General features: G+C 55.3%; 12 protein-coding genes. 9 read left to right on the forward strand and 3 right to left on the reverse strand.

Annotated features, from left to right (window positions below; all coding sequences use genetic code 11):
* The first annotated feature begins 224 nt into the window (after window positions 1-224).
* The 6 genes from pgi (at window position 225) to psiE (ending at window position 6,604) form a co-directional block, all read left to right on the forward strand.
* The gene (pgi, locus tag ACQG1K_RS01400) at window positions 225-1,874 is read left to right on the forward strand and encodes a glucose-6-phosphate isomerase (RefSeq protein WP_022646728.1); all 1,650 of its coding nucleotides are present in this window, start codon (window positions 225-227) and stop codon (window positions 1,872-1,874) included.
* 366 nt (window positions 1,875-2,240) lie between these two features.
* Complete coding sequence (gene yjbE / locus ACQG1K_RS01405; protein WP_003860341.1) at window positions 2,241-2,483, forward strand: exopolysaccharide production protein YjbE; 243 nt, start codon at window positions 2,241-2,243, stop codon at window positions 2,481-2,483.
* A gap of 63 nt (window positions 2,484-2,546) precedes the next feature.
* Window positions 2,547-3,185: a YjbF family lipoprotein gene (locus ACQG1K_RS01410; RefSeq protein WP_003860339.1), complete on the forward strand. Its 639-nt coding sequence runs from the start codon at window positions 2,547-2,549 to the stop codon at window positions 3,183-3,185.
* Window positions 3,182-3,919, forward strand: a complete 738-nt coding sequence (locus ACQG1K_RS01415; RefSeq protein WP_275062471.1) for a capsule biosynthesis GfcC D2 domain-containing protein — start codon at window positions 3,182-3,184, stop codon at window positions 3,917-3,919. The genes ACQG1K_RS01410 and ACQG1K_RS01415 overlap by 4 nt, the downstream gene beginning before the upstream one ends.
* Entirely contained in the window at window positions 3,919-6,015 is a 2,097-nt protein-coding gene (locus tag ACQG1K_RS01420) for a YjbH domain-containing protein (protein ID WP_023299084.1), read from the forward strand. Before ACQG1K_RS01415 ends, ACQG1K_RS01420 begins: the two co-directional genes overlap by 1 nt.
* Window positions 6,016-6,193: 178 nt before the next feature.
* Window positions 6,194-6,604 (forward strand): phosphate-starvation-inducible protein PsiE, encoded by a 411-nt coding sequence (psiE, locus tag ACQG1K_RS01425; protein ID WP_000202963.1) that lies wholly within the window; start codon window positions 6,194-6,196, stop codon window positions 6,602-6,604.
* A gap of 96 nt (window positions 6,605-6,700) precedes the next feature.
* Here the strand turns inward: psiE and malG are convergent, their stop codons facing one another.
* From malG to malE, 3 genes are all read right to left on the reverse strand, one after another.
* The gene (gene malG / locus ACQG1K_RS01430; RefSeq protein WP_003860332.1) at window positions 6,701-7,591 is read right to left on the reverse strand and encodes a maltose ABC transporter permease MalG; all 891 of its coding nucleotides are present in this window, start codon (window positions 7,589-7,591) and stop codon (window positions 6,701-6,703) included.
* A 14-nt stretch (window positions 7,592-7,605) separates the two neighbouring features.
* Window positions 7,606-9,150, reverse strand: a complete 1,545-nt coding sequence (gene malF / locus ACQG1K_RS01435) for a maltose ABC transporter permease MalF (RefSeq protein ID WP_023299085.1) — start codon at window positions 9,148-9,150, stop codon at window positions 7,606-7,608.
* Window positions 9,151-9,271: 121 nt separating this feature from the next.
* Window positions 9,272-10,462, reverse strand: a complete 1,191-nt coding sequence (gene malE, locus ACQG1K_RS01440) for a maltose/maltodextrin ABC transporter substrate-binding protein MalE (protein ID WP_022646733.1) — start codon at window positions 10,460-10,462, stop codon at window positions 9,272-9,274.
* A 371-nt stretch (window positions 10,463-10,833) separates the two neighbouring features.
* Between malE and malK the strand changes: the two genes are divergently transcribed.
* The 3 genes from malK to malM all read left to right on the forward strand — a co-directional run bounded on the left by malK (window position 10,834) and on the right by malM (window position 14,397).
* On the forward strand, window positions 10,834-11,943 hold the full coding sequence (malK, locus tag ACQG1K_RS01445; protein WP_003860329.1) for a maltose/maltodextrin ABC transporter ATP-binding protein MalK: 1,110 nt from the start codon (window positions 10,834-10,836) through the stop codon (window positions 11,941-11,943).
* 42 nt (window positions 11,944-11,985) lie between these two features.
* On the forward strand, window positions 11,986-13,353 hold the full coding sequence (locus tag ACQG1K_RS01450; RefSeq protein WP_426760337.1) for a maltoporin: 1,368 nt from the start codon (window positions 11,986-11,988) through the stop codon (window positions 13,351-13,353).
* 111 nt (window positions 13,354-13,464) lie between these two features.
* Complete coding sequence (malM, locus tag ACQG1K_RS01455) at window positions 13,465-14,397, forward strand: maltose operon protein MalM (RefSeq protein ID WP_265190382.1); 933 nt, start codon at window positions 13,465-13,467, stop codon at window positions 14,395-14,397.
* Window positions 14,398-14,404 lie beyond the last annotated feature (7 nt).

Below are 14,404 nucleotides of genomic sequence, written 5' to 3' on the forward strand. Positions count from 1 at the left end.
CTCAGAAACAGGACTTATAACAGGCCCATATTTTATGCTCCTTTTTACCCCTTTTTGACCAACATTTCGCCACGCCGGAAGGGCGCGACAGCAGCTATACTTTTCGGGTCTTTTCACCTGCGTTTGATGCAGACCAGGGCAATGGCATAAAAACCATCACAATTTTTATTTGCAGGCGCTACAATCGACCGCAGTCACAATTCTCAAATCAGAAGAGTATTGCTATGAAAAACATCAACCCAACGCAGACCGCTGCATGGCAGGCACTACAGAAACATTTTGATGAAATGAAAGACGTCACTATCGCGGATCTGTTCGCGAAAGATGCCGATCGTTTCAGCAAGTTTTCCGCCACCTTCGATGACCTGATGCTGGTGGATTTCTCTAAGAACCGTATCACCGAAGAGACGCTGGCGAAGCTGCAAGATCTGGCGAAAGAGACTGAGCTGGCAGATGCCATCAAATCCATGTTCTCCGGTGAGAAGATCAACCGCACCGAAGACCGTGCCGTGCTGCACGTGGCGCTGCGCAACCGTAGCAATACTCCAATTATCGTTGACGGCAAAGATGTGATGCCGGAAGTGAACGCGGTGCTGGAAAAGATGAAAACCTTCTCTGAAGCGATCATCTCAGGTCAGTGGAAAGGCTACACCGGGAAAGCGATCACCGACGTCGTAAACATCGGTATCGGCGGCTCTGACCTCGGCCCGTTTATGGTGACCGAGGCGCTGCGCCCGTACAAAAACCATCTCAACATGCACTTCGTGTCCAACGTCGATGGGACTCACATCGCTGAAGTGCTGAAAAAGGTGAACCCGGAAACCACGCTGTTCCTGGTGGCGTCTAAAACCTTCACCACTCAGGAAACCATGACCAACGCCCACAGCGCGCGCGATTGGTTCCTGAAAACCGCGGGCGACGAAAAGCACGTGGCGAAACACTTCGCGGCGCTGTCCACCAACGGTAAAGCGGTGGGTGAGTTCGGTATTGATACTGCGAACATGTTTGAATTCTGGGACTGGGTGGGTGGCCGCTACTCACTGTGGTCTGCGATCGGTCTGTCCATCATCCTGTCCGTCGGCTTCGACAACTTCGTTGAGCTGCTCTCCGGCGCGCACGCGATGGACAAACACTTCTCCACCACCGCGCCTGAGAAAAACCTGCCGGTGCTGCTGGCGCTGATCGGGATCTGGTACAACAACTTCTTCGGCGCTGAAACCGAAGCGATTCTGCCGTACGACCAGTATATGCATCGCTTTGCGGCCTACTTCCAGCAGGGCAACATGGAATCCAACGGCAAGTACGTTGACCGTAACGGTAACGCGGTGGATTATCAGACTGGCCCAATCATCTGGGGCGAGCCGGGCACCAACGGTCAGCACGCGTTCTACCAGCTGATCCATCAGGGCACCAAAATGGTACCGTGCGATTTCATCGCCCCGGCGATTACGCACAACCCGCTTTCCGACCACCATCCGAAGCTGCTGTCTAACTTCTTCGCCCAGACCGAAGCGCTGGCGTTCGGTAAATCCCGCGAGGTGGTTGAGCAGGAGTACCGTGACCAGGGTAAAGATCCGGCAACCCTGGAACACGTTGTGCCGTTCAAAGTGTTCGAAGGCAACCGTCCAACTAACTCCATTCTGCTGCGTGAAATTACGCCGTTCAGCCTGGGCGCGCTGATTGCCCTCTACGAGCACAAGATCTTCACTCAGGGCGCTATTCTGAACATCTTCACCTTTGACCAGTGGGGCGTTGAGCTGGGCAAACAGCTGGCAAACCGCATTCTGCCAGAGCTGGGTGACGATAAAGCAATCGACAGCCACGACAGCTCCACCAATGGTCTGATTAACCGTTATAAAGCATGGCGTGCGTAATAAATATGTCATGAACAATGCCGGCGATATGCCGGCATTTTTTTATCGGATAATTCCTGATGTCTGTTAGTTATCTCAAATTCTGAATCTGAGTTTAATCCGAAAAACACGGTTACCCCGTTAATTGCTGAGGGTTATTTTAAGAAAATACGGAGTGATACTTTAATGGGTTTATATTATAACTGTTTGATAATGAATGGTTATCTATTTCAATAATTATTTTTTCTTTTCATTTTTAACCATTAGTCTGAAAACCTCATCCCTATTTACCCCCACGGTAAACCCACTGCTTTAGTTGTGTATACTCGAATCCGCCTGAATTTCTTTTCGGGCAAATCTCCATTCATTCATTGAAGGGAAATTGTTATGAAGAAAGTACTGTATGGCATTTTTGCCATATCTGCGCTTGCGGCGACGTCTGTCTATGCAGCTCCGGTCCAGGTCGGGGAAGCAGCAGGGTCGGCAGCGACGTCTGCGTCTGCGGGGAGTTCTACCGCAGCCAGCACCAGCGCCGTAAGTTCAGCCGTGGGTGTCGCGCTGGCGGCAACCGGTGGCGGTGATGGCTCCAATACCGGAACCACGACCACTACGACGACCAGCACCCAGTAATACCGGGTGTTTTAATCATAACCACACTTCGGTGTGGTTATTTCGCCCCTTCGGAGAAGAGTCGTGAAGCGACCTGCAATCATCCTGATTTGCCTGCTGTTGCAGGCGTGCTCAGCTACCACCAAAGGGCTGGGCCACTCACTGTGGGACAGCATGTTCGGCACGCCGGGCGTGCATCTGACCGATGACGAACTTCAGAACATGCCGTATGCCAGCCAGTACATGCAGCTAAACGATGGTCCGCAACTGTTTGTGGTGCTCGCTTTCGATGAAAACGGGCAGCAGAAATGGGTGACGCAGGATCAGGCCACCATCGTGACTCAGCATTCCCGAATCGTGAAAACGTTGCTCGGCGGCGACAACCTGCTTGAGGTAAACAACCTGGCTGAAGATCCGCTCATCAAGCCGAATCAGATCGTCGATGGCGCAAGCTGGACGCGCACAATGGGCTGGACCGAGCACAAACAGGTGCGCTACGCCACGGCCCGCTCCACCTTCCGCTGGGATGGTACGGACAGCGTCAAAGTGGGCAGCGACGAAACGCAGGTGCGCGTGCTGGATGAAGAGGTGACAACCGATCAGGCCACCTGGCATAACCGCTTCTGGGTGGACGAAGAGGGGCAAATCCGCCAGTCCTTACAGTATCTCGGTGCCGGTTTCTTCCCGGTGAAGACCACCCTGATCAAGGCGGCGAAATCATGAAAACGCTTATCCACATTGCGCTTCTCGCCAGCCTTTCCGCGCCGCTGGCATGGTCCGCAGGGACAGTAAAGGTCTACACGCCGGACAATGAAAAACCCAAAACCTTAACCAACGCCGGGCATTTGCTCGATCTCGTTGGGCAGCCAAGGCTTGCCAACAGCTGGTGGCCGGGGGCGGTTATCAGCGAGCGTCAGGCCACGGTCGAGGCGGAGCAAAAACACCAGGCGCTGCTGGCTCGCCTGACAGGTTTGGCGAAGCGTGAAGACGGCGATGATGCCGCAGCCATCAACGCCGTGCGCCAGCAGCTCCAGGCACTGAAGGTGACAGGTCGACAGAAGGTGAATCTTGATCCAGATGAAGTGCGTGTCGCGGAAAACGGCAACCCAATGCTTGAAGGCGACTATACGCTCTGGCTTCCGCTGAAGCCGACGACGGTGACCGTGATGGGGCTCATCAGCAGCCCGGGCAAAAAGCCCTTTACGCCCGGCCGCGATGTGGCGAGCTATCTCGATGAGCAGAGTCTGCTGAGCGGTGCGGATAACAGCTATGCCTGGGTGGTCTATCCGGACGGGCATACGCAAAAAGCGCCGGTGGCTTACTGGAATAAACGCCATATCGAACCTATGCCAGGCAGCATCATTTTTGTCGGTTTTGCCGACCATTTCTGGACGAAAGCGTATGACGGGCTTAATGCCGATATCCTTCGCTCCCTGATACAGCGGATACCGGAATAATGAAAAAAACCTATCTCTACAGCATGCTTGCACTGTGCGTGAGTGCCGCCTGTCATGCAGAAACGTATCCGGCACCCATCGGCCCGTCGCAGTCCGATTTTGGCGGCGTGGGCTTACTGCAAACCCCGACCGCGCGTATGGCCCGCGAGGGGGAAATCAGCCTTAACTATCGCGATAACGATCAGTACCGTTACTACTCTGCGTCCGTGCAGCTGTTCCCCTGGCTGGAGACCACGCTGCGTTACACCGACGTGCGTACAAAACAGTACAGCAGCGTGGACGCCTTCTCCGGCGATCAGACCTATAAAGACAAAGCCTTCGACGTGAAGCTGCGCCTGTGGGAAGAGAGCTACTGGATGCCGCAGGTCTCCGTCGGGGCGAAAGACATTGGCGGGACCGGCCTGTTTGATGCGGAATACATCGTTGCCAGCAAAGCCTGGGGACCGTTTGATTTCTCGCTGGGTCTTGGCTGGGGCTACCTCGGCACCAGCGGCAACGTAACCAACCCGTTCTGTACCTACAGCGACAAATACTGCTACCGCGATAACAGCTATAAAAAAGCGGGTTCCATCAACGGCGACCAGATGTTCCACGGCCCGGCCTCGCTGTTTGGAGGCGTAGAGTATCAAACGCCATGGCAGCCGCTGCGCCTGAAGCTGGAGTACGAAGGCAATAACTACAGCGAAGATTTTGCCGGCAAGATTGAGCAGAAGAGCAAGTTTAACGTCGGCGCCATTTACCGCGTCACCGACTGGGCCGACGTTAACCTCAGCTATGAGCGCGGTAATACCCTGATGTTTGGCTTTACGCTGCGCACCAACTTTAACGACATGCGGCCGCGCTACAATGATAACCCGCGGCCCAAATACCAGCCGGAGCCGCAGGATGCGATCATTCAGCACTCCGTGGTAGCGAACCAGCTGACGCTGCTGAAATATAACGCAGGCCTGGCGGATCCGAAGATCCAGACCAAAGGCGATACGCTGTACGTCACCGGCGAGCAGGTAAAATACCGCGACTCCCGCGAAGGGATCGAGCGCGCCAACCGGATCGTCATGAACGATCTGCCGGAGGGGATCCGCACGATCCGCGTGACGGAGAACCGTCTCAACCTGCCGCAGGTCACCACTGAAACCGATGTTGCCAGCCTTAAGCGTCATCTTGAAGGCGAACCGCTGGGACATGAAACCGAGCTGGTGCAAAAACGCGTTGAGCCGGTGGTGCCAGAGAGCACCGAGCAGGGCTGGTATATCGATAAATCCCGCTTCGATTTCCATATCGATCCGGTGCTGAACCAGTCCGTGGGTGGGCCGGAAAACTTCTACATGTATCAGCTGGGCGCGATGGCGACGGCGGATCTGTGGGTGACCGACCACCTGTTGACCACCGGTAGTCTGTTCGGTAACCTTGCCAACAACTACGACAAATTTAACTACACCAACCCGCCGAATGATTCAAAACTGCCGCGCGTGCGTACCCGCGTTCGCGAATATGTGCAGAACGATATCTACGTGAATAACCTGCAGGCCAACTACTTCCAGTACTTCGGTAACGGCTTCTACGGCCAGGTTTACGGTGGCTATCTGGAAACCATGTTCGGCGGCGCGGGGGCGGAGGTGCTTTATCGTCCCGTCGACAGTAACTGGGCGTTTGGGATTGATGCCAACTACGTGAAACAGCGTGACTGGCGCAGCGCGCAGGACATGATGAAGTTCACCGACTACAGCGTCAAAACCGGCCACCTGACCGCCTACTGGACGCCGTCGTTCGCACAGGATGTGCTGGTGAAAGCCAGCGTCGGGCAGTACCTGGCGGGCGATAAGGGCGGCACGCTGGATATCTCCAAACACTTCGACAGCGGCGTAGTGGTAGGCGGTTATGCCACCATCACCAACGTTTCGCCAGACGAGTACGGGGAAGGGGACTTCACCAAAGGGGTGTACGTGTCGATTCCGCTGGATCTGTTCTCGTCAGGCCCAACCCGCAGCCGTGCGGCAGTGGGCTGGACGCCGCTGACGCGCGACGGCGGTCAGCAGCTTGGACGTAAGTTCCAGCTGTATGATATGACCAGCGATAAGAACATTAACTTCCGCTGATGCTTGTTTGCCCGGTGGCGCTGCGCTTACCGGGCCTACGAGAATATTTTTGTAGGCCGGGCAAACGCAGTGCCGCCCGGCAGGAATGTTCATCTGGACAAAACATAAACAAAAAATATAGATCCCCGTCACATTTTTGCGTTATACAGGAACCTCGCCCTGGAGAATGAGGTGCTTTATGACATCCCTGACTCGTCCGCGTGTTGAGTTTATCTCAACGATACTCCAGACCGTGCTGAACCTCGGTCTGCTGAGCCTTGGCCTGATCCTGGTCGTGTTTCTGGGTAAAGAGACGGTGCATCTGGCGGATGTGCTGTTCGCACCTGAGCAAACCAGCAAATACGCGCTGGTGGAAGGCCTGGTGGTCTACTTTCTCTACTTTGAATTTATCGCCCTGATTGTGAAGTACTTTCAGTCCGGCTTTCACTTCCCGCTGCGCTATTTTGTCTACATTGGCATCACCGCCATTGTGCGGCTGATCATCGTCGATCATAAATCCCCGCTCGACGTGCTGATCTACTCGGCGGCGATCCTGCTGCTGGTGATCACCCTCTGGCTGTGCAACTCAAAGCGGCTGAAACGCGAATAAAAAAAGGGCGCTCCGAAGAGCGCCTAACAACAGTCACAAGTTGGTTCAATACATTACGTCTAAAGTTGAGGGTTGCAGTGGCATAACAGATGAAACTTAACCTTTCACACCGCCCGCCGTCAGGCCGTTGACCAGCCAGCGCTGGGCCAGCAGGAACACCACGGTAATCGGGATGGCAGAGAGGACGGCCGCCGCGGCAAAGTCGCCCCACAGGTAGTTTTGCGGGTTGAGGTATTGCTGCATACCGACGGCCAGGGTGTAGCTGTTCACATCGCGCAGTAACAGAGAGGCGACCGGTACTTCGGTGATCGCCGCGATAAACGACAGGATGAACACCACCGCCAGAATCGGCACCGACAGCGGCAGCAGCACCAGACGGAACGCCTGCCACGGGGTGGCGCCATCCAGCGCGGCGGCTTCTTCCAGTGAACCATCGATGGTTTCGAAATAGCCCTTGATGGTCCACACATGCAGGGCGATGCCGCCAAGATAGGCGAAGATCACGCCGCCGTGGGTGTTCAGGCCGATAAACGGCACGTACTGGCCCAGACGATCAAACAGGGCATACAACGCCACCAGTGACAGCACCGCCGGGAACATCTGGAAAATCAGCATCCCTTTCAGCAGCGTCGCTTTGCCCGGGAAGCGCATGCGGGCGAAGGCGTAAGCGCAGGTCGTGGAGAGCGTCACGATGCCGATCGCGGTGATGGTCGCCACCTTCACCGAGTTCCACAGCCACAGCAGCACCGGGAACGGCGGCGGCGTGACGCGGCCATCCGCGTGCTCCACGCTGAAGCCCAGCGCGAGCTTCCAGTGCTCCCAGGAGATTTCGTCCGGGATCAGGCTCCCGGTGGCGAAGTTCCCCGAACGCAGGGAGATGGCGATAACCATCAGCAGCGGGAACATGATCGCCGCGATGAAAATCAGCAGGCCTAAGTGCGTCGCGAGGAGGCGCAGTTTCTGAGATTTGGGTTGTACCATAGCCATGTTCAGTGCCCTCCTTAGTCAAATTTCATACGTGTAGCTTTCAGGTTCACGATCGCCAGGGCGCCCACCAGCAGGAAGATCAGGGTGGCAATCGCTGCCGCCAGACCGAAGTCCTGACCGCCGCCGCCTTCGAAGGCGATACGGTAGGTGTAGCTCACGAGCAGGTCGGTATAGCCTGCCGGCGTGGTGGTGCCGAGACGGTCCGGTCCACCGTTGGTCAACAGCTGAATCAGCACAAAGTTGTTAAAGTTAAAGGCGAAGCTGGCAATCATCAGCGGCGTCAGCGGCTTAATGAGCAGCGGCAGGGTAATTTTGAAGAAGTTCTGGAACGGACCCGCGCCGTCCATCGCCGAGGCTTCGTACAGGTCATCCGGGATGGCCTTCAGCAGCCCCATGCACAGGATCATCATGTACGGATAACCGAGCCAGGTGTTCACGATGATAATCATCGAGCGAGCGGTGGTCGGGTCGCTGAACCAGGCCGGTTTGATGCCGAACAGCGCGCTCAGCATCATGTTGATTTCACCGAAGCTCTGGTTAAACAACCCTTTGAAAATCAGAATCGAGATGAACGACGGCACGGCGTACGGCAGAATCAGCAGCACGCGGTAAATCGCTTTGCCCTTCAGGGATTCCCACTGGACCAGACAGGCCAGCACCATGCCCACGGCCACGGTCAGGATCACGGTCAGGATGGAGAAGACTACCGTCCAGACGAAGATGGCGAAGAACGGTTTCTGGATGCCTTCGTCGGTAAACACGCGGGTAAAGTTATCCCAGCCGATGGTAACGGTATAGCCCGGGCTGAGCTTGTCGTCGCCCCAGCTGCCGTCGGCATTCACCGACTGATAGAAACCAATGTCGTTATTCGGACGGTACTTCACGCCGCTCTGGTTGTTGGTCAGCGTGCCGTCATCCGCCAGAGTATAAAGCGGCTGCGTGCCGGAAAACTGGCGCAGCGAGCTCATGGTTACTTTGCTGTCATCGGGCAGCACGGCGGTGAGCTGGGTCAGCGCCTGGCGATTTTGAGTGATGATACGCAGGTTGGCACGTTCACCTTCCGGCAGGGCCGCGGCTTCTTTTAAGACCAGCTTCTGCTCGCCGCCAAATTTGAACGCGTCGGAAAGATAGTTTTTGCCGCTCTCACCGTCAGTGAGCGCTAACTTCCACTCATCTCCCGCAGGATACAGGCCGAAGTTAAAGGTTTTACCCGCCTGATAAGAACGATCCAGAAGCACCTGGGTGGCACGCTCCTGCGCGAGCTGGTTGGTGCTGCTGTAGTTGGTAAAGGCAATCGCGATGGTGCAGATCAGCGGAAAGAGGACAAACAGCCCCATCCCGGCAACACCGGGGTAGACATAGCGCCAGGCATACGCTTTACGGTTGGCGAAAATATACAGGCCAACCGAGCTTAAAATCAGCGTCATGATGGCAAAAAGGTATTCCCCTTGCACGTACATTAAAACAACAAGGTAACCCACCAGCAGACACAGCAGACCTATCACTGACCACTTCAGTGCGTCGCTTTGCCACCAGCGTTTCTTTTTAATGACATCCATGGGGTTCTTCCTCTACAACGGTGGAAACTTATCGTCAGGTGGCGCTGCGCTTACCTGACCTACGGATCGTGCCGTAGTCGTAGGGCGGGTAAGCGCACGCGCCACCCGCCGTTTTTCAGACTTACTTAGTAATACGACCCTGAGCATCTTTCAGCGCGGCATCAACAGTCTGGCGACCGCTTGCAGCGTTGATGACGGCGGTACGGGTGGCGTACCAGAACGCAGCCATCTGTGGGATGTTCGGCATGATTTCGCCTTTCTGGGCGTTATCCATGGTGGCCGCAATGCGTGGATCTTTCGCTAATTGATCCTGGAAGGATTTCAGCGCAACGGCGCCCAGCGGTTTGTCCTTGTTCACTTCATCCAGACCCTGATCGGTCAGCAGGTAGTTTTCGAGGAACTCTTTCGCCAGCTCTTTGTTCGGGCTGGCGGCGTTGATACCCGCGCTCAGCACGCCAACAAACGGTTTAGACGGCTTGCCGTTGAAGGTTGGCAGCAGGGTCACGCCGTAGTTGACTTTGCTCTTGTCGATGTTGGTCCAGGCCCACGGACCGTTGATGGTCATCGCGGTTTCGCCTTTGTTGAACGCCGCTTCCGCGATGGAGTAGTCGGTATCCGCATTCATGTGTTTGTTCTTAATCAGGTCAACCAGGAAGGTCAGGCCTTTTTTCGCGCCCGCGTTGTCCACGCCCACGTCTTTCACGTCATATTTGCCGTTTTCAAACTTGAACGCGTAGCCGCCGTCGGCAGCAATCAGCGGCCAGGTGAAGTACGGCTCTTGCAGGTTGAACATCAGAGCGGATTTACCTTTCGCCTTCAGCTCTTTATCCAGAGCAGGGATCTCTTCCCAGGTTTTCGGTGGATTTGGCACCAGGTCTTTGTTGTAAATCAGTGACAGGGCTTCAACCGCGATTGGGTAAGCGATCAGCTTGCCGTTATAGCGAACGGCGTCCCAGGTGAACGGGAACAGTTTGTCCTGGAAGGCTTTGTCTGGCGTGACTTCTGCCAGCAGGCCAGACTGCGCATAGCCCCCGAAACGGTCATGCGCCCAGAAGATAATGTCCGGACCATCGCCGGTTGCCGCAACCTGCGGGAACTTCTCTTCCAGTTTGTCCGGGTGTTCTACGGTGACTTTGATACCAGTGTCTTTCTCGAATTTTTTGCCCACTTCGGCCAGACCGTTATAGCCCTTGTCGCCGTTAATCCAGATAACCAGCTTACCTTCTTCAATTTTGGCGAGAGCCGGTGCGGAAATCATCATTGCTGCGAGGGCGGACAATGCGAAAACGCGTGCGCCAGTCTTGATCTTCATATCTGCCATCCTTTATTGGTGATGTGCTCGTGGATACATAAGGTGGTTCAACGTGACTCAGTCTCCTTATTTGACATCCTCTTTCCATCCTCCCAGTCCCTACGCCCCACCCCCTGTTTGTGTGATCCCTGTAACATAAATTTAAGTTATGAGTGCTGGCGCACATAAAAACCCACTGAATTTTGCAGGCCGCTTCACGATTTTCGCCTTAGCCCCTCCGCTGCGGTCGCAGAGCCTGCTCTCTCATCCTCCCGCCTCCTCCCCCATAAAAAAGCCGGGGGGTGGAGGATTCACGAAAGTAATGGAACACGCATAGTGAACTTATCTTGAATGTTTCTGTCGGTGACAGGTTGTAACGAAGGGAGAAGGGCATGGCGAGCGTACAGCTGCGTAATGTAACGAAAGCCTGGGGCGACGTTGTGGTGTCAAAAGACATCAATCTGGACATCCACGAAGGTGAGTTTGTGGTGTTCGTTGGTCCATCAGGCTGTGGTAAATCTACTCTGCTGCGTATGATTGCCGGTCTTGAAACCATCACCAGTGGCGATTTATTTATTGGTGATACCCGAATGAACGACATCCCGCCAGCTGAACGCGGCGTGGGCATGGTGTTCCAGTCTTATGCGCTTTATCCGCATCTTTCCGTTGCCGAGAACATGTCCTTTGGCCTGAAGCTGGCCGGCGCGAAAAAAGAGACCATTAACCAGCGCGTCACCCAGGTGGCGGAAGTGCTCCAGCTGGCACATCTGCTGGAGCGTAAACCGAAGGCGCTCTCCGGTGGTCAGCGTCAGCGTGTGGCGATCGGCCGTACGCTGGTGGCCGAGCCGCGCGTCTTCCTGCTCGATGAACCTCTCTCTAACCTGGATGCCGCCCTGCGCGTCCAGATGCGTATCGAAATCTCCCGTCTGCACAAGCGCCTTGGGCGCACGATGATTTACGTCACCCACGATCAGGTCGAAGCGATGACGCTGGCCGACAAAATCGTGGTGCTGGACGCCGGTCGCGTGGCGCAGGTGGGTAAACCGCTGGAGCTGTATCACTACCCGGCAGACCGCTTTGTAGCGGGCTTCATTGGCTCGCCAAAGATGAACTTCCTGCCCGTCAAAGTGACCGCGACGGCGATTGAACAGGTACAGGTGGAGCTGCCAAACCGTCAGCAGGTCTGGCTGCCAGTCGACAGCGCCAACGTACAGGTGGGGGCCAATATGTCCCTCGGTATCCGTCCTGAGCATCTACTGCCAAGCCACATTGCGGATGTGACGCTGGAAGGTGAAGTTCAGGTCGTCGAACAGCTTGGTCACGAAACACAGATTCATATCCAGATCCCCGCCATCCGTCAGAACCTGGTCTACCGCCAGAATGACGTGGTGTTGGTAGAAGAGGGTGCCACATTCGCTATCGGTTTGCCGCCAGAGCGTTGCCATCTGTTCCGTGAGGATGGCACTGCATGTCGTCGGTTGCACAAAGAGCCAGGCGTTTAAGCATTCCAATTACAAAGAAAAGCAATGATCTCAGGAGATAGAATAATGATTACTCTGCGCAAACTTCCTTTGGCAGTTGCCGTCGCAGCGGGCGTAATGTCTGCTCAGGCACTGGCAGTGGATTTCCATGGTTATGCTCGTTCTGGTATCGGCTGGACGGGTAGTGGCGGTGAACAACAATGTTTCCAGGCAACAGGCGCACAAAGTAAATACCGTCTCGGTAACGAATGTGAAACCTACGCCGAACTGAAACTGGGCCAGGAAGTGTGGAAAGAAGGCGACAAGAGCTTCTATTTCGACACCAACGTAGCGTACTCCGTGGCACAGCAGAATGACTGGGAAGGTACCGATCCGGCGTTCCGTGAAGCTAACGTGCAGGGTAAAAACCTGATTGAATGGCTGCCTGGCTCTACCATCTGGGCCGGTAAGCGCTTCTATCAGCGTCATGACGTACACATGATCGACTTCTACTACTGGGATATCTCTGGTCCTGGTGCCGGTATTGAAAACATCGATCTGGGCTTCGGTAAACTGTCTCTGGCAGCGACGCGTTCCCAGGAAGCTGGCGGTTCTTATGCCTTCAGCAGCCAGAACATCTATGACCGTACCAAAGATACCGCGAACGACGTATTTGACGTGCGTTTAGCGGGCCTGGAAACTAACCCGGACGGCGTGCTGGAACTGGGTGTGGATTATGGCCGCGCGAACACGACCGACGGCTATGATCTTGCCGACGGCGCGTCGAAAGATGGCTGGATGTTCACCGCTGAACATACCCAGAGCATGCTGAAAGGCTACAACAAGTTTGTGCTGCAGTATGCGATGGACTCAATGACCACGCAGGGTAAAGGTCTGAGCCAGGGTTCCTATGGTTCTTCCAGCTTTACCATCACGAATCCTGATGGCACGACGACCAACTACGCCAACGATGTGATTAATAACAACGGCAGCCTCTGGCGCATCCTGGACCACGGTGCAATCACCCTGGCCGACAAGTGGGACCTGATGTATGTCGGTATGTACCAGAAACTCGACATGGATGATAACCAGGGGAGTGACTGGTGGACCGTGGGTGTACGTCCGATGTACAAATGGACGCCAATCATGAGCACCCTGCTGGAAGTGGGCTACGACAATGTCAAATCCCAGGAAACCGGCGATCGCAACAGCCAGTACAAAATCACCCTGGCGCAACAGTGGCAGGCTGGCGGCAGCATCTGGTCTCGTCCGGCCATCCGTGTCTTCGCAACCTACGCGAAGTGGGATGAGAAATGGGGCTACGCGAAGAACGGTAACGGCGATGCCACCCGTTACGCGATCTCTGACTCCACCGGTAACGGTCGATTCTCTACCAGCCGCGGCGATGACGATGAGTTCTCCTTCGGCGCCCAGATGGAAATCTGGTGGTAACCGCATCCTGATCTGACGATGTAATCTGGGGGGCGAAAGCCCCTCAATTCCTGAGGTACTGCGCGCTATTGCCTGGCCACCGCAGTGCTTACGCTTTCTGAGGTGATAACAATGAAAATGAAGAAAAATCTCGTCGCGCTGTGCCTGACAGCGGGTCTGCTGGCCTGTGTGCCTGGCGTTACGCTCGCTGACGTCAATTATGTACCGCAGAATACCAGCGCAGCGCCTGCCATTCCGACAGCCGCTCTACAGCAATTAACCTGGACGCCGGTGGATCAGTCCAAAACGCAGAGCACACAGCTTGCGACGGGTGGCCAACAGCTCAATGTGGCTGGCATTACCGGGCCGGTAGCCGCCTATAGCGTACCGGCTAATATCGGTGAGCTAACGTTGACTTTATCCAGTGAAGTTAACAAACAGACCAGCGTTTTTGCGCCGAACGTTCTGATCCTCGATCAGAACATGACGCCTTCCGCCTATTTCCCCAGCAGCTATTTTACCTATCAAGAGCCGGGTGTAATGAGCGCGGACCGCCTGGAAGGGGTAATGCGTCTGACCCCGGCGCTCGGGCAGCAAAAGCTCTACGTACTGGTCTTCACCACTGAAAAAGATTTGCAGCAAACCACCACTCTGCTCGATCCGGCAAAAGCCTATGCCAAAGGGGTTGGTAACGCCATTCCCGATATTCCCGATCCGATTGCGCGCCATACCACCGACGGCCTGCTTAAGCTGAAGGTGAAAACCAACAGCAGCTCCAGCGTACTCGTAGGCCCACTGTTTGGCTCATCTGGCCCGGGTCCGGTAACGGTGGGTAATACTGCCGCGCCTGTGTATGCCGCGCCAGCCGCAGCACCAGCCGCAGCCCCGGCGAAAAAAGCCGAGCCGGTGCTTAACGATACTGAAACTTACTTTAACAACGCCATCAAGCAGGCAGTTAAAAACGGCGATGTCGATAAAGCGCTGAAACTGCTTGATGAAGCCGAGCGTTTAGGTTCAACCACTGCCCGTTCCACCTTTATCAGCAGTGTAAAAGGCAAGGGGTAACCGTCTC

It is taken from the genome of Enterobacter cloacae complex sp. 402C9 (assembly GCF_050030745.1).
In the GTDB taxonomy this organism is placed as follows: domain Bacteria; phylum Pseudomonadota; class Gammaproteobacteria; order Enterobacterales; family Enterobacteriaceae; genus Enterobacter; species Enterobacter intestinihominis.